This is a genomic window from Pseudomonas tritici, assembly GCF_014268275.3.
GTDB lineage: Bacteria > Pseudomonadota > Gammaproteobacteria > Pseudomonadales > Pseudomonadaceae > Aquipseudomonas > Aquipseudomonas tritici.
Genome location: NZ_CP077084.1, coordinates 1,025,320 through 1,048,024, shown reverse-complemented (window position 1 = coordinate 1,048,024; position 22,705 = coordinate 1,025,320). Strand labels below are relative to the sequence as shown.

Sequence of the window (22,705 nt, the reverse complement as noted above, 5' to 3'; positions counted from 1 at the left end):
CTGCATTGCGCTACGTGTGCCTCCAGTCTACAAGTACGGGGCGATTCGCTGTCGCTACAGCCAGTCTGTTCACAGAGGCCATAGAGAGTCTCCCGACTTGGGTCGATGGCAATACCAACAGGCAAGTTGCAAATGCACTTCAGAGCGGTGGACTCCATTGGTACGCGACTTTGAGTGAGGCGATGAATGCTTGGGATACGGAGCTTTAATGACCCTGAGCGTTCAGTTGGGGCGTGCCCCTTCGGGGGCGAGCTGTCGTAAACCGAGCCTGCGTCTCGGCCCTTCGGGCTTCCATCCCGCACGCCTGCGCGCTCCGCTTGCATTGCTTATCCAGCCGTGTGATCACCTTCCTTCGGTTCGAGCGGACACCCAGACTGAGCTAGATCCAAAGCTCACTGGGTTAAACCCTTCGAAAGTTCAGCTTCAAAAAAAGCACGACAGGCGTTCATCAAAGCAGTTGCGTCATTCAAAGCTCGGTGGTGACTAGATGTTGGCAGTAGGCGATAAATGTCACTAGCCGCCTCGCGGCCCACCAACACCTCCAAAGGCTTCAACTCGAAGGTAGGTCTCAGATCTGCTGCTTCATAAAGGACATCGAACCAAAACACGTCTTGAGGTGAGTCGCTGCAAAGCACCTGCCCTGAAAACAGCTGATTCATTCGTTCCGCCACGGTGTGTGGGGTATCACCTTCCTGAAGCAAATGATCCTGAGTGAGACCATGCATGTCTTGCGCATCGAATGACCAGTGCGTCCAGTACCTTGCTGGTTTGATCAGCGTATTGAAGGCGAACTCACTCGACACGACGGCGACTTCGATAGGATAGCTATCCGGGGCTATACCTGAAGCTTCGAAATCGATAAAAAAAGAAGGCCGTTCCACTCTGCTGCTCCTGTTTTGAGGGTGCGACTTCACCAGGCTACACCGACTGCTTGTGTGCTTGCGCCGCCATCGCGCGAACTAGCCGCTCTAGCTGGTAGCAGCCTGTGCAGCTCGGTGATTTTTCACATGCTGCATCTCACGCTCCCATTCAACCAAAAATTTATCCCAGTCTGTGGAGTAGGGCCCATCAGGAACTCTGGTCGACCCGATGCTTGCTTGGTGGAAACGCTCTCTCCAGGGTTGCGGAATAGACCGCTCCAAAATGATGTCGATTCCGGAGTTGTGGCGCATAACCGAGACAGAGTTGCGAACCTCAGGGAGCTCAAGTAGCCTATCGCTACAGGGGGTGTCGTTTCGCTCTTGGTCGTCGAGAACATCGAGGATGGCAAGGAGGTCAGATGCGCTGGGATCACCAGGGTCGAAGGTGGCAAGCGCCCACAGAACCCTTCGCCTAGTTCTCTCACGCTCGCGGAGTAAATCGCAGCTCATTTAAGCCTCCTCTTCACAACGCTGGGCGGTGGTTATGGCGTGCCGCCTTCGGCGGATGGCTGGCGTGAACCGAGCCGTGGCAAGCCACGTCTCGTCCCTACGGGCTTTCATCCCGCACGCCTGCGCGCTCCGCTTGCCTTCTGAACTGCACGGTAAGGATAGTCCTGCGCAGCGATCCTGAAGCCGGGGCGGGTGTAAGCTTGCCCTACGTATAGGCCTATTACTTGTGGAGCTTACTGAAGCGACTCGATAGCGCTGCGGCTTCGGTAGTTTCCCAAGCTTCAGGATCAGACGTAGCGTTGAACATCACCAATGCCCTCCACAGGAAAAAAGCGGCAACCAAGCTCGACTCAATTACTGCAAATACCGTAGTGGTATACATATAATCTGAATTTTCTCCAAATAAGAAAAGCACTGGAAATATCGAAGCTATCCAGCCGGCGACGAAAGTTAAGCAAAATGCGATGGCCGCAGTGACGATCAGGAAAAGCGGGACTTGATATCTGTACTGGGTTGCAAATGATTTCTCGCCGTTTTGCTTCGCTAGGCCGTACAAGATGCCTGTGTTTTTTTCCTTGTCATTACTTCTTTTGAAAAGGCCATACAAAGTTACGTTTTCGCCGACTTCTAACTCTTCGTAAAGCTTATTCGATACTTGCAAATTCGGGATAACTGCACCGTCAATGCTGACTTTAGCTTTATGTCCGCCGTTCATTCGATCAACAGATCGAACGTAGTCAACTTTTCCTGAAACTTTCACGCAATCGAACTTCATCACTCACTATCCCTGCCTTCGCTCAAAAAAGTGGATCTGGTTCTTGCCAAGACGTCGCTCAGTGACTATTGCAGGCGGGCTCACGCGGGCCATAGACGCCGGACTTGATGAGCGCGTCTCCCATCGAGACGTCCCTGGCCGTGTCTTAGGTGCTGCTCTGATGACCAATCCATCACCAATCCAGACATCGCGCCGCTATGATCAAACGACGGCCTGGCAAACCATATGTCACGATAATATCACCATGGTCTGTTTATCGAAACACACTTGCCGTGGCTCTATCCTCGCTTTTGAGGATCCGACTCATGAATCTGAAGGAAGCGCTGGCGGGGGCATTACGCGGAGCCCGTGCACACCAAGGGTTGAGTTACGAGGATCTGGCAGGTGCGACGCACAGAACGAATTTAGGGAAGCTTGAGCAGGCCAGGACGACGCCGACGCTGGAGAAGCTGGACGAGATCGCTGACTACCTAGGGCTCGACCTTTTGACGATGGTCACTCTCGCCATTGCTGCCCAGGGTGAAGAACTCCCGTCAGAGGCTTTACAGCGTACTGCCTTGCGTGTCAGGGAATTCGAGATGTCTGGAGGGTGGGAGTTGGTAGAGGAGCAGTTCAGTGACGGAAAGCTCATCAAGCGCTCCCAAGGCAAGCCAAAGCGGCCCGTTAACGCGATTTACATTCGAGCCCTGAAAGCGCAAGGTTTCGACAGGAAAACAATCGCCGAAAAGCTCGGCGTTGCGCGAAGCACTGTCCAAAAATATTGGAATACATAAGCCTGCAGAACATCAGCAATCCTGCAATCTAAGCAAATCGCGGTTTTGGCGCGCCCTATCGGGTCGGCTGTCGTAAACCATGCCATGACTGACGCCAAGTCATGGCCCTTTGGGCTTCCATCCTCGCGCCTCCGGCCTTACTGGCCTGCGCGCTCCGCTTGCTCTGGTCATTTCTATCGACGGAAGAACTCGGTTTTCCTCAGCCCTGCGCAATGGAGTGTAGTCATCCTGTCCGGCCATATTTCTGTTGGAAGGTGCGGTCGCTGGGTGGACAATACGGGTTTGGTCACCTGGTAGCTGGCCATTCAGGAAGGAACCCCGCGCATGAGTCAGAAAGTCCTGAGGCTTCCCCGGAACGAGGTCGGTCGCGACTTCGTCGTCGGTGACATCCACTTCAAGACGATTGATCTTCATAAAGGATTGTTGAAGCTAGGTTTCGACAAAGCTATCGACCGAGTCATCGGGGTGGGCGACCTCATAGATCGCGGGCCTGGAGTCCTCGACGGTCTGAAGCTTCTTGGTGAGCCGTGGTTCTTTACCGTTCAAGGTAACCATGAGCAGATGCTTATCAATGCTTACAGGGAAGACCCCAGCGCTCGTTACGTAGCTCATGGCGCAGGCTGGTGGTCGACCATAGCCGACGAATCGAAAGAGATGATAGTTGGAAAGCTTGAGAGCCTTCCATCCGTCATAGAAATCGAGTCGCCTCGCGGCTTGGTTGGCGTTGTTCACGCGGACATTCCTTCCGGGATGTCATGGGTCGAGTTCACTCGAGACATATCAATCCCTGCTGTCGAAGAGATTGCGCTATGGGGGCGCGAGCGGATCAAAAAGCACCATCGAGAAGGTATCAAAGGGGCCTGGCGTGTGTGCACGGGCCACACCTGGATTCCAGCGCCGGTTCGATTAGGAAACGTTCTGGCACTCGATTGTACGGGAGGGGGGGAAGGGCCACTCGCTATCTATTGCGTTCAGGACGACACGATTTACGTCGAAGGGCGTCCAGTGTCACTTGACCAAGCGGACGTCGTTACCGAGCTATTGGAAGAACTTGAGCAGACGGTAGGTAATCTGAAAGCAACCATCCACGCTAATAGGCTAATTGAGTCGCAAAGCTTGAGCCATGAGGCCGACGAGCTGACTCGTCGAGTGAACACTACCTGGCTGACTTTGCGTTCGGAAATTGGTGAGTCTCAGAAGTTGCTTAATGCGCTTCACGGACTCAGCCTGCTCACCGGGGAACGAAGGGCAGCTAAGCTCGAAGAGCTGAAATTCAAGCATTCAGGCACCCAGATAGAGGGATTGCTTTCGAGGCTTCTTGATTGAAGGTTGAGTACAGTAATCTTGGGGATGTTAGTGAAATGATGGCCGAACCTGTGCGAGTAGTTGGTTAATGAAGCATGTCAGGCTAATTCGCCACGGAGAGAGCGCTGCGAACGCAGGCCAAGCCACGTTAGATCACGCGACCATTCCTCTGACTCCGAAAGGATTTGAGCAAGCGCACCTGGTGGCTCTATCGTTCAAACATCCTCCGGCTCTGATCGTTGCCTCGCCGTTCAGCCGAGCGCATTCAACCGCTATGGCGACCGCAGCGGTCTTTCCTCATACCCCTTTTGAAACTTGGCCCATCCAAGAATTCACTTACCTTCAACCTGCACGGTGCACTAACACAACCGTCGCCCAGAGACGCGAATGGGTGGATGCCTATTGGGCAAAAGCAGATTCTGGTTTCACGGATGGTGAAGGCGCTGAGTCATTTCTAGATTTCATAGCTAGAGCTCAAGTGTTCATGGAACGCCTTGCTGAACATCCAGCTCAAGACATCGTAGCGTTTTCGCATGGTCAGCTTATCAACGCCGTAGCCTGGCTTATTGAGCGCAAGCCGCTCAGCATGGATGGCGGAGCTATGGTGGACTGGCGTGAGTATGAGATCGCGAACCACGTACCCAATTGTGGTGAGTGCCTGCTTTCGAAAGATCCCGACGAAGACGGGTGGAGAGTAAGCCGGTCAGCCCCCGAGTCACGAATGGATGCCACCTGGCGCGTGCCGGGCAGAGCCTATCAAGTCGCCCGCGATCCTGAGCGCCTGCTCATTGAAGAGCGAGCCGAAGCTCTCTCAGCCGCAGGCTATCCGCTGCCAGATGACGATTCGGCTATGTACGCCGAACAATGGTTGCAGGAGTCTAAAGCGGCTATAAGCCTATCGTCCCCACACCCTCCTGGTAGAAAACTGTAGCGGGAGTGCGAGGGGAATGACGTTAGCAAGAGGTGTCCCCTGGCTGGAGAAAGCCCTACACGTACAACGACGGAAAATTCGGCAAAACGGAGGCTATTCTTTCGATTCGCCTTTTTTCGGATAGGTAAGCTTGCTTCCCACTAGCTCGGCAGAAGGAGTCTGTATCGCCTTCGTGGACTTGCCAATGTCCATAATGTGAAAGACCTCCGCCCCTCGGTTCAGCAGGTAGTCAGCGACTATACGACGATGGCATCGCCACCAGACCGCTTCCGCGCACATGATGGCGCAACGCTTGGTGTCGCTCAGCTTCAACAGTTGATGCAAACCGTCTTCAAACTCATCCGATAAAGCGTAGTCAGCGTAGTTGTGGAAGCTTCTATTTTCCCAAAATGCATTGATGTCATCCGGGACGTTTTTGGATTTTTTTCGCAATCCGCCTAAGCTCTCGATCTGGTAATGCAAGATTTCAGATTTGGCTAATAACTCTGGCAGCACATCCAAATTGTACTGAGGATTCGTCCTGGAGCGAGGCACAGTCCGGATGTCTACCACGGCGTCAACATCGAAGCTCTGGAGCATCTGGACGAAGACATTGATAGGCTTTGTCGAATGACCCACAGTAAAGACTGCTTTGTTCATAACCTCCTCCTATGTGCGTCTCGCAGGAATAGTTTCGAAGTCAAGGATCCAAAAAAAGAGATGCTGAGCTACGCCTCGCAACGGTTGCGGCACACCTCATGCCCAACCCGAACCCGCTGCTACGCTCAGACAATTTCAAGGATAAAGGAAGCTCATGGCAAGCGAATATCCATTATCGAAAGCGCTGGAAAGGATATCAAATCAGCTCGCCCTGGAGGCTGCACTGATGGAATTAACGCTCCATGTCGAAGCCCAAGGTAGCGGTGAAGTTGGAGATAACGTTCGAGGCGTTTTGTAGGCTATCGGTGTTCAGCTTGCTACTCGATTCCGTCCTTGAGCCTTAGCGCTGTAAAGCAAACGGTCAGCTTTGATCAGAAATTCTTTATGATTCTCCTCTCCTGTTTTAGCAGTCGAGACTACACCAGAGCTTATGGTGACTACGCCGAATGGGCTCGCTGAATGTGGAATTTTTGCATCCAACAAGGAAAGCCTAATGTTCTCTGCAACCATAACCGCACCTGCGAGTTCAGTGTCCGGAAGCAGAACTACAAATTCTTCCCCACCGTAGCGAGCAGCGATATCACCTGGTCTATTGACGTTAGCTGCAATAAGGTTCGCTACGCGCACAAGGCAATCATCACCACTTAAATGGCCGTAATGGTCATTATATTGCTTGAACAAATCTATATCCAAAAGGATTACGGATATGCTTGTCTGATTTCTCGTGGCACGCTTCCATTCTTTATCCATAGCCAAGTCAAAATTTCTCCTATTGGCTAGAGAAGTGAGACCATCTGTATGGGCTATCACCTCTAGCTCTTTTCGGATTGCTTTGAGCTCACGCTCTGCGACAAGCAGCTGTTGGATCTGCCGATATAGCAAGCTACCTAAAAACGCCAAAGCCAATATGATGGAGCCTACCAGTGCAACCGATTGGTAAACATATGACCACCAAGGAGCAAATACATGCTCGTACGACACTCCGGCTGCAGCGACGATAGGCAACCCTGCCAAGCGACGATAGGCGTAGATCCGCTCAATGCCATCTACAATGGATTTGATGACTGCAGTACCACTGTCGCTCTGAGGTAGGTACCGGCTGAAAATCTCACCTTTGGAAAGATTGGTCGTCATCAAAGCTGCGACTGTCGGGCGTCGGGCGAGTAGCTCGCCGTTATCGAGTGCTAGGAAAATTACTCCTTCGTCGTCAACGTCCACACGCTTGAAAAAGCTTTGGAAATATGAAACCGGAACCGTGGCTAACGCAACTCCTGCAAATGCTCCATCGGCTGTTTCGATACGCCGACTGATAGGGATCACCATCTCGCCAGTCGTTCGACTTTCGACTATGGAGCCGATGTGGATGGACTGATCATCGTGCTCGCGGTGATAAACGAAGTATGCTCGGTCGCTGTTGTTTTTGGTGTGTAGGCCTTCCGAAAATGAATTCGCCATCCAGTTGCCGTGAGCATCGAAGATGAAAAGCCCTTGAACACCTTCAATATTATTCACCTGTCGGGCCAGCAGCTTCGCCAATCGCTCTTGTTGATCAGGGCCGCTTCCATCGTGCGCTACACGCTCAGCAAGATCTCGCAAGGTATTGTCGGCCTGCAGCATCGTGTCACGGGCCTGCTGCTCAGCGGCAAGCACGATGTTCGAAACAGTTATTTTGGCCGCGTCTACTCGCTCACCGGACGACTTCGCCATCTGCCAAGCAGTAGCAAGGATCAACGAAAAACAGACCAGAAGAATGAAACCTATCAGCGAAAGGGACAACGCTTTAGGTGTCAGCCTTGTGTAGATCGGTAAGGAGAGCGTCATGTGCGCGTCGTCAAATTGGCGGTGGACTTCATAGAGCAATCTTCATACCGTACATCTAAAGAAAGATCAAAGCATTCGCCGGTGGCTTCTGAGCACCCCGGGACGCAGCGGACATCGCCAGAGCGTAGAAAATTCGAAGGCTCCTGCACTTTGTGAAACGCCGGACAAACCCCAAACGGTCTATCCTGATGCTTGCGAAGATCGACCAACTCACCTCCTTTGTCTGGTGAAGATATTTGCAGCCAGTTTCTCGGAGCCACCAATTCGGAGTGATGGCGGCGATTTTTACTTGGTGTTCTACCGAATCAATGCCACCCAAGCCCTGTCATGATCTGGCGCCGGTAGGGTGTATCGATCTGGGACGGCACATTTTTGATGTAGTCGCGCGCGTGTTCACGTTCTTCTCCGCTTAAGCCGGCAAGATAGGCAACAGCGTCCTCAGCTGCGGGAACTAAACCTTCAATGCCTCCGAACCTTGGTGGCAATCCAGTCCAGATTACCGCGTCCAATTGGCGGGGGATCGCCCATTCAGCAATGACCCCCGCTACGGTCTTCCCAACCATGAAACTACCGATGCCATCCTCCCGATCTTGAGGTACCCCCTCCCGAATTCTAAGGGCCTCGCGTGCCTCATCAAGGTTGTCCAGATCCAGTATCGCCCAAAGCACTGTGCACCCAGGCGCATTCGCGCATATGGCCGTCGTAAGATCTCCGTTGTCACTGATTCGCGCGAACTCGATGGGCAACACGGGGCCATCCATAAACCACTCGCTCGCGAGCGGTAAGGCATCCGGCTTCCAAATCAAAGATCCCCATCCTAGACATGCAATGACCATCATCAGCACCTGTAGTTGAAGCGAAGTCCATTTGGGATGACCGAGACTTCAGGTCGGTTGCTTGCATAGCAGTGCCAGTGAAATGCGCGCCGCAACCATTTTCATGTGCCCGGTTCAGCCTTTTGTTTTACTAGGATCTGCTGATCGAGGAAACGTACGCTCCTCTTGGATCGTGCCGTCCTCTTTGTGAATTTTGAGAGAGGCTGTCTTGCCCTGAAGAAATTCGCTCGCTATCTCGGTAATTTCTGCTTTGGTAGATGCGGTCTTGGAGGCGCGTTGCGCGCCCTCTTTGACGAGCTCCCAAAGCTTTCCTGTTTTCTTGATGTGATAGTTATCCATTGGCTCGCCTCTGATATGACGTATCGATACCTGCTATCAAGTTGACCATTAGAGATCCGGAGAGTTTGAACGGATTTGCGGCACGCTGAATGCTTTCGGAAATCCGCTTCGGACGTTCCTAGGCGATACGACAACAAGATCCAAATCGGCACGTTCTCAAGCGGGACGTAACGAAGTAAGCAATGCGCGTAGGGTCGCCTTATGACCTTCGAGTCCCTCACCCGCAAGTTCGTATTCTCGTAACGCGCCCAAGCGCCCGCCGTCTTTGCTGCTCTGCATGAGCCGACCCAAGAGCAACTGTTTTTCATGCAAGGCTCTAATGGCCACCCAGAGTGCCTCCTCAATCGTTTCATTTTGGGCATGAAACAATGCGGCGGCGGTATAAGCATGACCGGTATGGCAGCGAAACCGTGGTGATGACGCGTCTATCTCCCACAGAGCGCCTCCGCATTCAGGACAGGAAATGGCTGCGACTTGGCCGATCTCATCCAGCGCGTAAGAACCACCCTTACTGAAATCCTCAGCCAGATCATTCTCCGTAGCGAATGGCTCGATACGTTTTGATTCAGAAGGCGCTGTCGCTCCGGCTATGCGTTGATTGATGATCTGTACGAGCCTCCTACCCAAATCAGTGAGCGGCAGGCATCCGTCAACAGTTACATGACGAAGAGCGCTCGTCGGCATTGAGGGAGCTTCGGCAGTTTCAGGATCCTGTACGAAGGCCAGTCCGCCATAGGCCTTTATCGCCTGGAGTCCAACTACACCGTCATCAAGTTCGCCAGTCATCAACACCCCTATGGCATTGCTTCCGTAGCTGATGGCAGCCGATCTAAACATCGGATCAATCGCAGGTCGCGAGTGGTTTTCCTTTGCACTTCGAACGACCTGAATAGCTCCTTTTCTGACAAGCAGATGCTTATCCGGAGGCGCTATGTATACACGACCCGTCTGTATCGGCTCTTCACCCACGGCGAAGCCGACAGGCAATGGGCTCGTCTGGGCAAGAAGGTTTGGGAGAACGCTAGGTTGGTCTCCGATATGCATCGTGACAAAGACTGCCGCAGTTAAATCCGACGGAAGCTCGGCAAGAAACTCACGCAATGCAGCGAGCCCGCCGCTTGAAGTGCCGATGACGATCACTTGGTGGTTGTGGCTTTCTTTCTGCATGGATCGATCCTAGATTGCATGCTCCAGTTTGACTCAGCTGCCTCATCTACTTTTGCGAATGAGTGCTGGTCTATGTTCCCTGCGATGCGTTGACTCTCTTCCTGGTTTCGATAGGTACCAGGGGGGAAGGTTCGAAAAAATGCGCAAAGTTTGATCTAGATCAAGGGATTGCTAAGCAGCATTCATAGCTCTACGCGCACAATTGAATCTAACTGCGATGCTCGCGCGATCACAAAAAGCGAGGCGCCAGACGCTCTTTCAATGTGCTTCGAGGACATCTGCAGGGGACATGACATGAGTCGAGTGTCCCGCGTGCTCCAAGCGCTTTCACGGCAAACGCGATATTTTCGCTTACACTCATCCAACCGTTCCGTCTGTTTGGTCGGTTTCCCTGATTAGAGGAGGATTGTTTGGACGTAAATTGGGAAGGACTGCTGCCGATTCGCGGTGAGATCATCGTCATTGAGGACGACCCAACTCTGCAGTCGCTCATGACCGATATCATGGATGAGATTGGCGCGAAGACTGTCCCGTTCGCGACGGCGGATGATGCGTTGACCTACCTGCTGGAAGCGCATGGTGAATGCGTCCTGGTGATCGCCGATCATGGCGTTCCCGGACAAGTCCAAGGCATCGAGTTCATAGAAATGGTTAAAGGCAGGTGGCCTCACATCGCTGCGATACTTACCTCGGGATATCTGATCGAGAGCACCGCAGTGCCAGCTCATACCATTTACCTGCACAAGCCTTGGTCGCTGGATGACATGGTAGTGGCAGTGGCGGAGCTTCTCCAGCCAGGAAACCCGATTAGCAAACGTTGAGCCTGGCTTCGAAATCGTGAGGTCATGCAGGACTTAGTTGGTGCTCAGCGGATGAGTCTGCATCTCCACTGCCCTAAATCAATATGGGGGTGAAGTCCCTGAATTTTTTGAATTTTTCCGCGCCCGATGACTCCGTTAGATCAGAGCAGACGGAGTAAGTCATGGAAAACAATCTATTCGTCATCAACTACAAGCTTCATGGTGTGCCCAAGTCCTTCATCATCCGTAGCAAAGCGATGCAAAACGCTGATGCCTGGCACTGGGCTAGCTGCGATGCGGGCGCAGCCCCAATTCCCAAGCCTGGACGCCCGCCACTGAAGATGGTGTCCAAACCTCAAGCCGAAAAATACGGCATTACCGATGTCACTTGGCGAGCCAGCTCAACGTAGTAGCGCGTGATATGGCGCGAACCTTTGATAAAGCCGCTACGCGTCGCAGCCCCACCGCAAAGTTCGATTCCCCGCTGAATACTCTGGTACCAGCTTTTGGAATCAAATGTTGAATCGATCCGTCGGCTGCTCTCACAATAAAATCGAGGTCACGATGTCGCCTTTTGATATCCAGCGGATGCTCATAGACGAATTTCCTTTAACGTTCTTGCTGGAGGTGGGTTTCCGGGCCACCTTCGCTTTTCTCGCAGTGTTTCTTTTTTTGAAATCCAGCGGTCGACGAGGGATCAGACAGCTCTCACTTTTTGAGCTGGTCGTAATTTTGACATTGGGCTCAGCAGCAGGAGATGTGTCCTTCTATCATGACGTTCCGCTGCTGCCGGTCGCCGTAGTATTTCTCACGCTCCTGCTTCTCTACCGGCTTACCGTCTTAGTGATGACCAAGAGCAAAAGATTCGAAGCCTGGATGGATGGGCTTCCGGTAACTGTCATCCGTGACGGTCTCTATGAGCTTAAGTCTTTAGACACGCTGAACATCTCATCCAACGAATTGTTGATGGAGTTACGACAGCAAGGTGTTGAACATCTCGGACAAGTAAGACTCGGTCTCGTTGAGACCGACGGCGACATCAGCCTTTATTTTTTCGAACAGAAAGATCTGCGCCCTGGGCTGTCCGTCCTACCATTAGAACATCGTGCTGAGTTTGAAACTGCGCCTGCGACGGCCCTGTTCTGCTGCGTAAATTGCGGTTGCCCTCAGCACATTGCGGAGGCCCAACGCGCAGATTGTTCTCGGTGCAATCATGACATCTGGTCAACAGCCTTAAGCAGTCCAAGATGTAGATGATGGTATTGAGACAATATCACCCCTCGGCACTCGGTCTTTGCATAGGTGGCCACCCGTTCACCTTGCGCGCAGCATAACGGCAGCACGAACGCGCTGAACGCCAAATACACTCATGCGAAGGAACTCTTCATGGCTAATCGGCAAGTGCTGGCAGTCCAGGCTGCGTTTCAGCTTGCTATGGTCGATATCTGGGTCATGCAGGTAAACGAACTCATCGTCGCAGCCGGTGATGATCACCCAGTGAGGGGCTTTTAGACGGGTGAATCGGTAGCTGCTAATCAGTACCACCGGTTTAAATCCGGCCTCCAATGCAGCGCCGACATCCAGAGTAGAGGCCAGAACCTGCTCAACACTCGTTTCAGTCAAATCTTGGGCAAACCCTTCCTCCACCAGTTTCATGACGGCCTTCTTCTGAGCGCTACGTACGCCGTGCAGAAAAAGCGAGCCCAAATGACTGAGCTCTAGACGCACGTCATAACCGCGTCGCCATGCCGCCAATGCCATCCCTTGGGGACTGCAGCCACCGTGTCCCGCAGTCATGAAAACGGTGGTTGCCTCGCGCCACAGTTGTATCTCTTCCGAGCGACTCATAAGACGATTCACGTCGATGGCGGCCATGGCCATTAGCAGGCAAGCCGCGCCGCAAGTGAACTCTGTGGTCTGCTGGTAATACGGTACCTGACGTGCTGGCGGTGGAGCATCGCACAAGATGCGTTTCTCGTAGCGCAACGCCTCAGCATGGTCTTCGTAGTAGTCCTCCACGATTGCGAATCGATGGTACCCATTTGCTTCATAGAGTCGGATGGCGGCAGGGTTGTCGAGACGCACCTCCAGTCGCAGCCACGCGCAATTGCGCGCCAAGGCACATGCCTGGGCTTCGTCCAGCAAGCGCTGCCCGAGACTATGACCTCGCCAAGCCTGGCTAACCGCTATGGAATACAAGCGCGCGAGCGAAGTGCCTCGATGGAAAAGCAAAAGAGCGTAACCGGCGAGTTTGCCGCCTGAGGTAGCCAGGATGAGAGACGCGTTTGCTCGACTAATCATCCAACTGAAGTTGCGCTGGTTCAGCCGATCCAGCGTAAAACATTCCTGCTCCAACTCGACCAATTCATCAACATCGTCCAGAGATGCAAAGCGGAAATCAAAAGACATGGCAACACCGTAATTTTTGAGTAACGAACCGGGACAGACTGAGATGCCCGTGATTTATTGAAGCGGCGTCTTCTTCAACAGGGATCAATTACTCATGTCAGCGGTGCAAGCCAACGTGAACGAAGTATTAGATAAAACCGAGCGTTCTACAATCTCCCTCAGTGAGGAACCTCCCAGTATCAAACGCTCAGGGAACCGACTGCTCATACTGGTCGAGCGTAAGGACGACTGGGCAGATTACTTGCCCAGCGAGAGCCTGATGCTTGCCCAAGACTACCTTGAACACAGCGATGATTTTCCTCACCGCACCCAAGTCATCAACCTCTGTCGCAACTACAAATACCTCGGCCAGGGTTACTACTGCTCACTGCTGGCAGAGGCGCGCGGGCACAAAGTTTTCCCCTCGGTACGCACCGTCAGCGAGCTGGCACGCAAAGCGCTTTACGGGGTCGGGCTGAATGATCTTGAACGTACCCTGGAGCGAGCGCTGGCAAATCACCCATACGGCGAAACAGAAGCCTTCACGCTCTCGTTGTACTTCGGCAAGGCGTCGATTGAACCGCTGCAGGAGATCGGTCGCCAGCTTTTTGAGGCCTTTGCCGTACAAACGGCCCGTCTCATTGGGGATGGGCTCTACGGCGTCGACCTCAAGCAGGCAGGTGATCGGGTACTGGTGATCGAAGTGAACGACAACCCCAACCTCGACGCTGGTATCGAAGATGCCGTGCTGGGTGACGAACTGTATCGGCGCGTATTGCTGGCCTTCACGCAAAGGCTGGAACTGAAACACCGTGGCCAGGCGTGGTGACCGATGGTTGAAGGTTACTCTATACAGTCTGGCTCCCTGTGCTGCGCATCAAAAGACGACGCGTGTATTTGGCTGTCTGTCGCCCCGGACGCAGCCGAGCAATCCGAGCTACAGAGTCGCTTGGGCATTAGCGCTCAAGCGATGGAATCGTCCCTCGATCCTGATGAGGTGGCTCGAATCGAGATCAAACCAGATCACCTGTTCCTGATCTGGAAGCGCCCGGAAAGCTTTGACGGGCGAGCATTCAATGTCTCATCGTTCGGCGTGGTGTCGAGTGAAAAGCGGCTGGTGGTGATTTGTGCAAGCAATTCGCTGCTGTCCAGTCTTGAGCACGATCTGCAAATGACTGGCCCAGTGGATGTGTTGATGGCGCTACTCGCTGAAAGCGTTCATCACTACCTCGGGCATTTGAGGGTAGTGAAACAAATTGCTCGAGAGATTCAGCACCAATTCACCCGAGCGATGGATAACCAGCAGCTGGCTCAAATGTACAACCTGAGCGAAAGCCTTGTTTACTACGTAAACGCGATTCAAGGTAACGGCGCGGTTTTGACCCTGCTGCGAAACCATGGCCAGCGACAAGGCTTCAGTGACAGACAGCTAGATTCGCTAAACGACCTGATCATAGAAAACGAGCAAAGTTATCAGCAGGCCAAAATTCACGCGAAGGTGTTCGCAAACCTGATCGAGTCGCACGGCAACCTTGCAAACAACAGCATGAATCGAGCCCTTCGCAAACTTACGCTCATCAATGTCGTTTTCCTCCCGTTAAACCTTATCGCCGGCATCGGCGGGATGTCGGAATTCAGCATGATGACGTCCGGTGTTCCCTGGTGGATGTCCTTTCCCGTACTGATCATGTGCATGGGTTTCGTCGGTGCGGGAATGGTTTACGCATTGCGGCGTATGGCCTAACGAATTCGCTTTTTTAATGGGTATCTCGGTCAGGAGCACACGATGCAATCTTCGGATATCGGTATGTTGATGATGGTTGTGATTGCGGCGGTAGGAAGCATGATTAGTTTTCTTGATCATCGCTTCCTATTCGAATCCGGCTTGCCCAAGCCTCCATCGAAAATAGACACTGGGAAGATCAACACGAACAAGTCGTGAGCAGCCGTTTCCCGAACCAAAGCCTTGCCATTTTAAATGACACATGCGGCTTCAGATGTTTTTACATTTCCACCTGGGTACCCAGCTCGATCACCCTGTTGATGGGCAATTTGAAATATTTGAGATTGCTGTTTGCGTTCTTCAGCAGGAAGGCAAAAAGACTCTCTCGCCAGCGCGCCATGCCGATTCGTTTAGTAGGAATCACGGTCTCTCGGCTCAAGAAATACGTTGTGCGCATCGGACTGAAATCAAGGTCAGCCAAGTGGCAAAGACTCAATGCCAGAGGAACGTCGGCTTCTTCCATAAAGCCAAAGTGAAGGCTCACTCGGAAAAAACCTTCCCCATAAGCTTCGACCTCGAACCTACGCGCAGGACTGACGCGTGGGCTGTCTTCAGACACAACGGTGAGGAGCACCACTTGCTCATGCAAGACCTGGTTATGCAGCAAGTTGTGCAGCAGCGCATGAGGTACGGCATCAGCCCTCGCCGTGAGAAAGACTGCTGTTCCTTGCACTCGATGTGGAGGCTGCGAGCGAATGCTGCTGATGAACAAGGGCAAAGGAAGCGCGGTTTCATCCAGCCGCTCAACAATGATTTTTCGACCCCGCTTCCAAGTCGTCATCAGGATGAAAAGAGCGACACCGGCAATGACCGGGAATGCTCCGCCCTGAAAAATCTTCGGAGCGTTGGCCGCAAAGTACAAGCTGTCGACGAGCAAGAAGCCAAGCAGCATCGGGATCGCCAGCCAGCGCGGTGTTTTCCATAGCAGCAGGACGACAGCCGAAGACAGGATCGTTGTGATCAACATGGTGCCTGTCACCGCGACCCCATAAGCGGCAGCCAAGGCGCTGGATGACTCGAACCCGATCACCAGCAGTACAACACCTACCATCAACGCCCAGTTAACCGTGCCGATGTAGATCTGCCCCTGCTCTTGGCTGGAGGTGTGCTGGATGAACATCCGAGGGACGTACCCTAGCTGGATGGCCTGGCGCGTCAGGGAGAAAGCACCGGAGATTACGGCTTGAGAAGCGATGATGGTCGCCAGTGTGGAAAGCGCGACCATCGGCAGCAGTGCCCAGCTCGGCGCAAGCAAGTAGAACGGATTGCGCACAGCCTCCGGGTTTTCCAGGATCAAGGCGCCTTGGCCAAAATAATTAAGTGCCAGCCCCGGCAACACCAACATGAACCATGCCCGAGAAATCGGCTTGCGGCCAAAATGGCCCATGTCGGCATACAGTGCTTCAGCACCGGTCAATGCCAACACGACGGCGCCCAAAATCGCTACACCCATGCCTGGATGAGCAACAAAGAACTGCACTGCCCAAACAGGGTTTAGCGCTTGCAGCACTTCGGGCCGCTGCAAAATGCCGTGGATACCGAGGGCGCCCAGCACCACAAACCACAGCACCATGACAGGGCCAAACAGTATGCCGATTCGAGCTGTGCCATGTTTCTGTATCAAGAACAGGGCGACGAGCACGACCACTGATATAGGCACGACCCAGTGCTCGATACCATCAAATGCTAACTGTAATCCTTCGACCGCAGAGAGCACCGAAATAGCCGGGGTAATCATGCTGTCGCCGTAAAAAAGTGCCGCGCCGAATAGGCCGAGCAGAACCAGTATCTTGCTCATGTGTGGGTAAGGTGCAGCTGCGCGGCGGGCTAACGCAGTCAAAGCCATGATGCCGCCTTCGCCCTGGTTGTCGGCACGCAAAATGAACAATACGTACTTAATCGAGACTACCCAGATCAGTGACCAAAAGATCAACGACAGAATGCCAAGCACGCCATCGTGATTCACCTGAACACCGTAATGCCCGGAAAAGACCTCTTTCAACGTGTAGAGGGGGCTCGTGCCAATGTCTCCGTAAACCACACCTACAGCAGCGACGAGTAAGCCCACCCCTGATGCTTTGGATGGGGAGTCTACGTGTGTAGCGGTTGCGGTCTCACTCAAGGTGGCGCCCTCTCAATTAGCGGGGAGTAACTGCATGCCGTCCTTGGGCATTACGTTTTTCCAGGGCCAACTGCAGAGCAGGCACGTGGACGATCAAAAATCACGGCCAGTATCGGGATGAGCGATAAAACCTACCGTAAAGAAATCGTAAAAAATTAGATTAGATTTCCTCGAATTTCAGGGTGCGCTAAGGCGACCCAAGTCAGAAGGCAGTGCTATAAGCGATTGACTGAGGTACGGCGATTGATCGGTTGAGCAACTTTGATTTGCTCGGGCGATTGCTCGACAGTCAGGGCATGAGCTGTGGCTCATTTGTCAAACATGTCACTGAAGCGCTGCGCCCACTTGAAGGAGTCAGTGACGTAGCAGTGGATTTACAATCCGGACGGGTGAAGGTCAGCGGCGATTCGGACAGCCAAGCACTGCTTGCGGCCCTGAAGAACGCGGGCTATCCAGCAATGCTGGCGACAGTGGAAAGCGTAGCGAGTAATAAACCTCGGGCTGTGACGGGAACGGCGGCGGATGTTGCTGCCGGTAAGCATTATTTATAAACAGGAGAACTCCCATTAATGCCAGTCTGCGAATTGCCGCGTTCACGACACTACTCATGACCGGAGCGGCACAAGGCGGTGAAGTCATCGACGTTTACCGCGATCCTAAGTGCGGCTGCTGCAAGGCAAAGAATCTCAGCTCTATCGCTACCTTCATTAGGCTTTTGCCAAATACTTGAAGCGTCGTCATCAAAGGTCATCCTGCTCTTCCCAAATGTCGACTTCGCCCATCGCTCCTAGGTAAATTTTGCGACAAGGAAGCTTGGTGATGAGCCCGTTATCGAAAAGCACCCTGGGAATATCCGCAAACAAGCTCGACACTTCCCATTTCTCTGTGAGCGGCTTCATTGCCTCTGCTATGAATGAATCGAGGTCGAAGTCCTGCGTTGCAACAAAGGGCCCAGCGCGGTCGTAATTCTCAAAAATGCCCGAGGCAATGCAGATGACTTCGCCTGCCTTGACGATCATGACACCACCTCGAAGCCATTCAGGAGGCTTTGCCAGTGGAAGAAGACCACGACCATTACTGTAACCCTCGCGGGGTGAAGTGGTGCATCCCCTGTGAAAGCCGCAGAAACTCCCGCAGGCTCGCACGCCCGTTACCGCGCTGAAATGTTACGAGCACGTATCTGGAATTTTCGGTCGTCATCACCCAAAACCTGCCTTCACGCTCGACTTTGATCACGTCAGAAGTCCGAATCAGGTGACCGTCGCCGAACCGTCCATATTGGTCTTTACGGTTGTGACCAAACACGACGCCTAATCCAGCACGAGCCTTTATGGATACTCCGCAGAGATAGGCTGTTATCGGTTTGTCGAAGCCTTGCGCTTGTGCTCTTAGAATTCGTGCGAGATCGAAATCTGTATGTCGTTTTCCATGGAAATTCACATCAAAAGTGTTCAGCATAATTGCGCTCCTTTCGCAGCCCGTATGGCGTTACCAGTAAATCCACACGGAACCATTTGCGCTGATATCGTGCGGGATTCTTGATAAATTTCAGGCTGTACGAATCATGTTCGAATGATAGATCGGACGAAGGTTGCTCAGTGCACCGCTACTGAAGCCGGGTTGATGAGAACTGTGATATAGGGAGCCTGTATCCACTTCCAACAAACACACCACGCATTCGTTCTCGTCTTCGCCGAGCGTCACCTTGGTCAGAGTCTCCATTCGCCAGTTTCTCGTTCCGTTCATATGGGCGGGAGTGACTACTTGTACCTCTGTAATGATCGTCTCAGCGTCTTGGGCAATCAGCACCTGCTGCAGTCGAGGTTCGCTGTCGATCATCAGAACCGCCTCGGAAATTCTGCCCTCGGTCTTAGCCTGGACGGTTACGTGATACCAGTGATTACGAAGCACTTTGGATACCTGATGCCATTGGTACTGACCCTCACCGAACATGCCTGGTAGGCCCAGCATGTCGGCGTCGTGTGTTCTAAACATTTTATGTCCTTGGCCTGAAAGGGCTCCGATACAGAGCGCAGGTTAGAAGAGGGAGAAAACGTCTTTCAGGCTTGCGAGCTGTTCATAACCTGGGCCGATCAACACGTAAATCGTGTTTCTGGTTTCGAACACAACACCATCGTGGAAACCGGTGCACATGCTTGAACGAACCCAGTCGCCCCTTTCGAAACGGCCTTGACTGTCCTCTGCCACGTTATGGGCAAACAGGATCATCGGGAGCTGGCCCGCTGCATTGCATTTGAAGAGCTCGTCACGGGTGACTTCAATGCGAAATATTGTCCAGTCGCGAACTAGGCAGTAAGGCTTTTTAGGCAATCGTTCGACTGCTAAAGCTCGAGCTTCGGAAGTACCTGTCAGGCCCTCTAGGGACGTTCTAGGCCCTTTCATAAAATCGGGCTCTTGGACGCTAGCCATAGGGTTCACCTCAATTAATTACCCGGAAATTGACAATTCAATCCCGTTTGTCTGCGCTCGCCCCTCGTAGGAACCTCTCCGCGCGCCAGCTGTGTGGGGTTGGAGACGTCAATCAGATCAAGGGAAGCCAACCTGAAAGCGCTAGGAGCACCATAATGAGGATGATAGTCCGTGTTATGGTGCTTCGCAATATGGCCTCATCCTCGATTTGCTTGGGGAAATGTCATGGAGGCCGCAGAAGCCCTAGCTGTAGTGGTACGAGCACTGCGTAGAAGAAAGGGTTTTACGCAGGAAAACCTGATCACGATTGACCGTTCCTACTGGGGACGGATAGAGCGTGGCGAGGTGAATATCACGATTGATGTGCTCATTCGTCTTGCAGCGATAATGGAAGTTGAACCGGCCTCGCTGATTCTCATGGCAACATCCCTGCAATCTAATGAGCCGTTCGGGGAGGGCCTTAAACGCATTTCCAAACAGCTGAACAGAATTAAAAAAGAAAGCGTTGACCAGGAAATGAAGTCAATGGCACGAGACGGAAAGCCGGCGCCTGGTCGACCCGTCCGATCCGATGCGGCGCAAAAAGCGGCTGAAGCGGATCGCCTCCGCAGTGCCGGAGTAGCGGTGTCCGAAATCGCAGAGAGGCTGGATCTGTCGAGATCCACTGTCCGCAGATATCTGAAAACAACCACGTCTGAGCGAATTAATTCCGAGTGATTTTTCAATGACCAGCTCCCTGCTAAAAATGTCACAGGAAGGGCTGCTGTGGAGGGCTGCGGTAGCTACGTTGCACTGGGCTAGGCATGAGCCTAGCGACTCAGAGAATCAACTGCCGTCTTGAAGCCGGATGCAAAGCACTTCTCCGTATGAGGTGCGAGCTAATGTCCCCAATACGGCACATTAACCATCATTTTTGGGCTCAATGGCCCTATCCGGGCACATTAAGCTGAGCGAATAATGACGGTTGCCTCTGCTGCACGCACGGATAAGGTAGAGGAAATAACCTTTCGTGTTGTCGCCACAAATCAATTCGGCGACTTGCTTGGTCGTGCGCGCTTTCCATTTCATATTTCGCTCCAGGCGATTGGCCCATACAGACTACTGATTGACTGCCCTTCTCAGAGTCACTCTTTCTTTCGATTGCTGTTGGTGAACATGCCAGCGATGATACGGGCATCGAGGAGAGCGTGATGCGGAAGCGGAACCCCGTCACTTGTAGCATCCAGAGTGGTTGCGTCGGTGGGGTAATTCCGAACGTTCCCTGGCCATTTACCGTCGTTATATGCAAGTTCGCAGAAAAGCTCCCAGTCGAACTGTGGTGCGTCTGTGACAATTTCTAGAACTTCGTCGAACGACGCTAGGAAATCGAGCAGGGCAGTTCTTGCCCCAATAATGGGTTGTGCATTGTCACTGCCCCAGAGCTGCGGAAGAACGATCTCTACGACGAAGTCGCTGCAATCTTCCTCTCGCCATGTGTCGAGCAATTCCACGTAGAATTCGCGTCCATTCTCAGCTACCAGTGCGAGTGATATTAGCTTCGCTGTAGCTGAGAGCCGGGTGAACTCGCAATCAAGAAAGAGCCTCATTTGACAGAACTCCGTTATGACTAGGCCTCGCCTGGATATGGTGCAGGAAGGTGAGCTGTGGGAAATGGCCCTCAAGCATTTTGGCTCGGACGGGCTCCTCAAGGTGGTCATAGAAATGTGGAGTCAAGCTGCGCCTCCGCCCAAGCCAGTCGTGGAATACCTGTCCACCAAAGAGATGAGCCAAGAAGTCCTGAATATACTGAAAATTGCCCAAGAGCGAGTGGGTGCATTCGTTGCGGGTCGGACACCGGTTCCGGACACCGTAACACTGTACTCCCGGCACGCCAGTGACCTAGCAGACGGGCTCATTACGCGACTGCCGAAGGGGCAACTTTCCCGAGCCTGGAGGGGTTCTTGTCTCGAAATTGACCTAGGTATTTGAAATCTCCTCCTGCTCCACAGCTCTTCTTGGCTTAAGCCTTCCCGAACAACTTGTTGAGCTAATTGCTGTTCTATAGAGACGATTTATGAAAGCTGATTTAACTGAAGAAGAGATGCGCCGCGCCTTGTTTGGTACGGCTAAACCCGGAGAGGTGCCTGCCTCTCCAGTACCGGAGCCTGTGACAGAAGTCGTATTCACAAAGGCGATAGCGGCGCCTATAGCTACGAAAAAAGCGGCGAAAGCGTTTACGCCTAGGATCAGGGTCACGCTTCGGGTTGGAAACGAATACGAGGGGGAGATGCACGAGCTCATCCAGGACGCCGACACGTTGAGCTCGTTGCTGGCTGAGCAAGATGCTGTGAAGGCTGCCAGACAGAAGTACAAGTACGTGGAAGTGGTCTCGGTTAAACCGATAAAAAAAATGGGGTGAGCTAATTTAGATAGGTGTCCGCGTGCCTAAGCAGAGCGTGACGCTCCTTCAAGACAAGGTTGTCGCATCTGCGCTCAATCATCGGCATCCGAGGCCAAGGAAAGCGGCTCAATCAGATGCGGGCCCTGGTTTCGAACATTTCCGACATCCTTACCAACCTTGTACCAATGAAAGTCTGTTGCTGGCCGGCAATGCTCCATCGCTAACTCGCGTGCTCGTTCAGGTGGAGTGTCGGGATCAATCCATTCACGAGCGTGCTCAGGTGACAAGACCAGAGGCTTGCGATCATGGATATCGACCATGCCCTGGTCACTCGCAGCTGTGATGATGACGAAACCATCGCGATCATCCGGCTCCAGGCTTTCGTGCACCTCGGCCAACCCTGCGAAGAACATTGGAATCTGCTCTTTCAAGGTGATGAAGTAGGGCTGCTTTTTCTTTGCATCATCGGGGTCTTTAACCCATTCAAACCAGCCGTTCGCCGGGGCAAGCACACGACCGTTTGGCCAAAGCTGATTGAAAAACCTGCCGGTGATGACGGTCTCGACTCTCGCGTTGATCGGGTCTGGACGCTTCCCCTTCGCCCAGAAAGGCGCCCATCCCCATTTGACCTTGTTAACACTTAAACCTTCCAGAACGGGCCGGATGATTTCCACTCGCGTCGATGGCGCGACGTTGTATCGGTCGACGGGCCAGAGGTCATAGCCATTGATCACCAGCCGCTTCGGGGCTAGCACCTTGAGGTAGTGATCCATCGACTCGTAGATTGAGTATCGTCCGCACATGCTGTCACCCGTCGAATTGTCGTGCCTATGAGATTGACCGCAA

General features: G+C 53.0%; 26 protein-coding genes and 2 pseudogenes. 12 read left to right on the top strand and 16 right to left on the bottom strand.

Going from position 1 to position 22,705, the window contains the following annotated elements; genetic code table 11:
* Positions 1-392 precede the first annotated feature (392 nt).
* Together HU722_RS04485 and HU722_RS04480 are read right to left on the bottom strand one after the other, a co-directional pair.
* Complete coding sequence (locus HU722_RS04485) at positions 393-881, bottom strand: 3'-5' exonuclease family protein (RefSeq protein ID WP_186754785.1); 489 nt, start codon at positions 879-881, stop codon at positions 393-395.
* A 709-nt stretch (positions 882-1,590) separates the two neighbouring features.
* The gene (locus tag HU722_RS04480; RefSeq protein ID WP_189683307.1) at positions 1,591-2,145 is read right to left on the bottom strand and encodes a hypothetical protein; all 555 of its coding nucleotides are present in this window, start codon (positions 2,143-2,145) and stop codon (positions 1,591-1,593) included.
* A gap of 305 nt (positions 2,146-2,450) precedes the next feature.
* Between HU722_RS04480 and HU722_RS04475 the strand changes: the two genes are divergently transcribed.
* From HU722_RS04475 to HU722_RS04465, 3 genes and pseudogenes are all read left to right on the top strand, one after another.
* Positions 2,451-2,918 (top strand): transcriptional regulator, encoded by a 468-nt coding sequence (locus tag HU722_RS04475; RefSeq protein ID WP_186701132.1) that lies wholly within the window; start codon positions 2,451-2,453, stop codon positions 2,916-2,918.
* A 324-nt stretch (positions 2,919-3,242) separates the two neighbouring features.
* Positions 3,243-4,244: a metallophosphoesterase gene (locus HU722_RS04470; protein ID WP_186754782.1), complete on the top strand. Its 1,002-nt coding sequence runs from the start codon at positions 3,243-3,245 to the stop codon at positions 4,242-4,244.
* A 67-nt stretch (positions 4,245-4,311) separates the two neighbouring features.
* Positions 4,312-4,920 (top strand): annotated as a pseudogene (locus HU722_RS04465) (histidine phosphatase family protein); the annotation flags it as partial.
* Between the two features lie 327 nt (positions 4,921-5,247).
* Here the strand turns inward: HU722_RS04465 and HU722_RS04460 are convergent.
* The 5 genes from HU722_RS04460 to HU722_RS04440 form a co-directional block, all read right to left on the bottom strand.
* Positions 5,248-5,793, bottom strand: coding sequence for a DUF488 domain-containing protein (locus HU722_RS04460; RefSeq protein ID WP_186701133.1), 546 nt, complete (start codon positions 5,791-5,793; stop codon positions 5,248-5,250).
* 309 nt (positions 5,794-6,102) lie between these two features.
* Positions 6,103-7,614, bottom strand: a complete 1,512-nt coding sequence (locus HU722_RS04455) for a sensor domain-containing diguanylate cyclase (RefSeq protein WP_186754780.1) — start codon at positions 7,612-7,614, stop codon at positions 6,103-6,105.
* 305 nt (positions 7,615-7,919) lie between these two features.
* Positions 7,920-8,453, bottom strand: a complete 534-nt coding sequence (locus tag HU722_RS04450) for a hypothetical protein (RefSeq protein WP_225913301.1) — start codon at positions 8,451-8,453, stop codon at positions 7,920-7,922.
* Positions 8,454-8,564: 111 nt separating this feature from the next.
* Positions 8,565-8,789, bottom strand: coding sequence for a DUF2188 domain-containing protein (locus HU722_RS04445; protein ID WP_186701135.1), 225 nt, complete (start codon positions 8,787-8,789; stop codon positions 8,565-8,567).
* A gap of 156 nt (positions 8,790-8,945) precedes the next feature.
* Complete coding sequence (locus tag HU722_RS04440) at positions 8,946-9,956, bottom strand: chemotaxis protein CheB (RefSeq protein WP_186701136.1); 1,011 nt, start codon at positions 9,954-9,956, stop codon at positions 8,946-8,948.
* A gap of 410 nt (positions 9,957-10,366) precedes the next feature.
* Here HU722_RS04440 and HU722_RS04435 point away from each other — a divergent pair, with 410 nt between their 5' ends.
* From HU722_RS04435 to HU722_RS04425, 3 genes are all read left to right on the top strand, one after another.
* Entirely contained in the window at positions 10,367-10,777 is a 411-nt protein-coding gene (locus HU722_RS04435; protein ID WP_186701137.1) for a response regulator, read from the top strand.
* Between the two features lie 161 nt (positions 10,778-10,938).
* Entirely contained in the window at positions 10,939-11,166 is a 228-nt protein-coding gene (locus tag HU722_RS04430; RefSeq protein ID WP_186701138.1) for a DUF6555 family protein, read from the top strand.
* 154 nt (positions 11,167-11,320) lie between these two features.
* Positions 11,321-12,013, top strand: a complete 693-nt coding sequence (locus HU722_RS04425) for a DUF421 domain-containing protein (protein ID WP_186701194.1) — start codon at positions 11,321-11,323, stop codon at positions 12,011-12,013.
* Positions 12,014-12,070: 57 nt separating this feature from the next.
* Here the strand turns inward: HU722_RS04425 and HU722_RS04420 are convergent, their stop codons facing one another.
* Positions 12,071-13,165: a GNAT family N-acetyltransferase/peptidase C39 family protein gene (locus HU722_RS04420; protein ID WP_186754778.1), complete on the bottom strand. Its 1,095-nt coding sequence runs from the start codon at positions 13,163-13,165 to the stop codon at positions 12,071-12,073.
* A 94-nt stretch (positions 13,166-13,259) separates the two neighbouring features.
* Between HU722_RS04420 and HU722_RS04415 the strand changes: the two are divergent.
* The 3 genes and pseudogenes from HU722_RS04415 to HU722_RS04405 form a co-directional block, all read left to right on the top strand.
* Positions 13,260-13,763: pseudogene (locus HU722_RS04415) on the top strand (RimK-like ATPgrasp N-terminal domain-containing protein); the annotation flags it as partial.
* 213 nt (positions 13,764-13,976) lie between these two features.
* Positions 13,977-14,888 (top strand): magnesium transporter CorA family protein, encoded by a 912-nt coding sequence (locus HU722_RS04410; protein WP_186754774.1) that lies wholly within the window; start codon positions 13,977-13,979, stop codon positions 14,886-14,888.
* Between the two features lie 42 nt (positions 14,889-14,930).
* Positions 14,931-15,086 (top strand): hypothetical protein, encoded by a 156-nt coding sequence (locus HU722_RS04405; RefSeq protein WP_186701140.1) that lies wholly within the window; start codon positions 14,931-14,933, stop codon positions 15,084-15,086.
* A 61-nt stretch (positions 15,087-15,147) separates the two neighbouring features.
* Here HU722_RS04405 and HU722_RS04400 read toward each other — a convergent pair whose 3' ends face one another.
* Complete coding sequence (locus tag HU722_RS04400; RefSeq protein WP_186701141.1) at positions 15,148-17,049, bottom strand: potassium transporter Kup; 1,902 nt, start codon at positions 17,047-17,049, stop codon at positions 15,148-15,150.
* A 251-nt stretch (positions 17,050-17,300) separates the two neighbouring features.
* Between HU722_RS04400 and HU722_RS04395 the strand changes: the two genes are divergently transcribed.
* Positions 17,301-17,600 carry a heavy-metal-associated domain-containing protein gene (locus HU722_RS04395; RefSeq protein ID WP_413817762.1) on the top strand — a complete coding sequence of 100 codons (300 nt, stop codon included), beginning with the start codon at positions 17,301-17,303 and terminating at the stop codon, positions 17,598-17,600.
* Between the two features lie 189 nt (positions 17,601-17,789).
* Here HU722_RS04395 and HU722_RS04390 read toward each other — a convergent pair whose 3' ends face one another.
* The 4 genes from HU722_RS04390 to HU722_RS04375 all read right to left on the bottom strand — a co-directional run bounded on the left by HU722_RS04390 (position 17,790) and on the right by HU722_RS04375 (position 19,479).
* Positions 17,790-18,068 (bottom strand): hypothetical protein, encoded by a 279-nt coding sequence (locus HU722_RS04390; RefSeq protein WP_186754772.1) that lies wholly within the window; start codon positions 18,066-18,068, stop codon positions 17,790-17,792.
* A 55-nt stretch (positions 18,069-18,123) separates the two neighbouring features.
* Complete coding sequence (locus HU722_RS04385; RefSeq protein WP_186754770.1) at positions 18,124-18,507, bottom strand: hypothetical protein; 384 nt, start codon at positions 18,505-18,507, stop codon at positions 18,124-18,126.
* 90 nt (positions 18,508-18,597) lie between these two features.
* Complete coding sequence (locus tag HU722_RS04380) at positions 18,598-19,044, bottom strand: hypothetical protein (RefSeq protein WP_186754768.1); 447 nt, start codon at positions 19,042-19,044, stop codon at positions 18,598-18,600.
* A gap of 42 nt (positions 19,045-19,086) precedes the next feature.
* A complete protein-coding gene (locus tag HU722_RS04375) occupies positions 19,087-19,479 on the bottom strand; it encodes a DUF6957 family protein (RefSeq protein WP_186754766.1) in 393 nt (130 codons plus the stop codon).
* A gap of 225 nt (positions 19,480-19,704) precedes the next feature.
* Between HU722_RS04375 and HU722_RS04370 the strand changes: the two genes are divergently transcribed.
* Positions 19,705-20,196, top strand: coding sequence for a transcriptional regulator (locus tag HU722_RS04370; RefSeq protein ID WP_186754764.1), 492 nt, complete (start codon positions 19,705-19,707; stop codon positions 20,194-20,196).
* 183 nt (positions 20,197-20,379) lie between these two features.
* Here HU722_RS04370 and HU722_RS04365 read toward each other — a convergent pair whose 3' ends face one another.
* Positions 20,380-20,547 (bottom strand): hypothetical protein, encoded by a 168-nt coding sequence (locus HU722_RS04365; protein ID WP_186754795.1) that lies wholly within the window; start codon positions 20,545-20,547, stop codon positions 20,380-20,382.
* A gap of 56 nt (positions 20,548-20,603) precedes the next feature.
* On the bottom strand, positions 20,604-21,065 hold the full coding sequence (locus tag HU722_RS04360) for a 3'-5' exonuclease family protein (RefSeq protein ID WP_186754762.1): 462 nt from the start codon (positions 21,063-21,065) through the stop codon (positions 20,604-20,606).
* A 467-nt stretch (positions 21,066-21,532) separates the two neighbouring features.
* Here HU722_RS04360 and HU722_RS04355 point away from each other — a divergent pair, with 467 nt between their 5' ends.
* Positions 21,533-21,877 (top strand): hypothetical protein, encoded by a 345-nt coding sequence (locus HU722_RS04355; protein WP_186754760.1) that lies wholly within the window; start codon positions 21,533-21,535, stop codon positions 21,875-21,877.
* 74 nt (positions 21,878-21,951) lie between these two features.
* Here HU722_RS04355 and HU722_RS04350 read toward each other — a convergent pair whose 3' ends face one another.
* Entirely contained in the window at positions 21,952-22,662 is a 711-nt protein-coding gene (locus tag HU722_RS04350; RefSeq protein ID WP_186754758.1) for an SOS response-associated peptidase family protein, read from the bottom strand.
* Positions 22,663-22,705 lie beyond the last annotated feature (43 nt).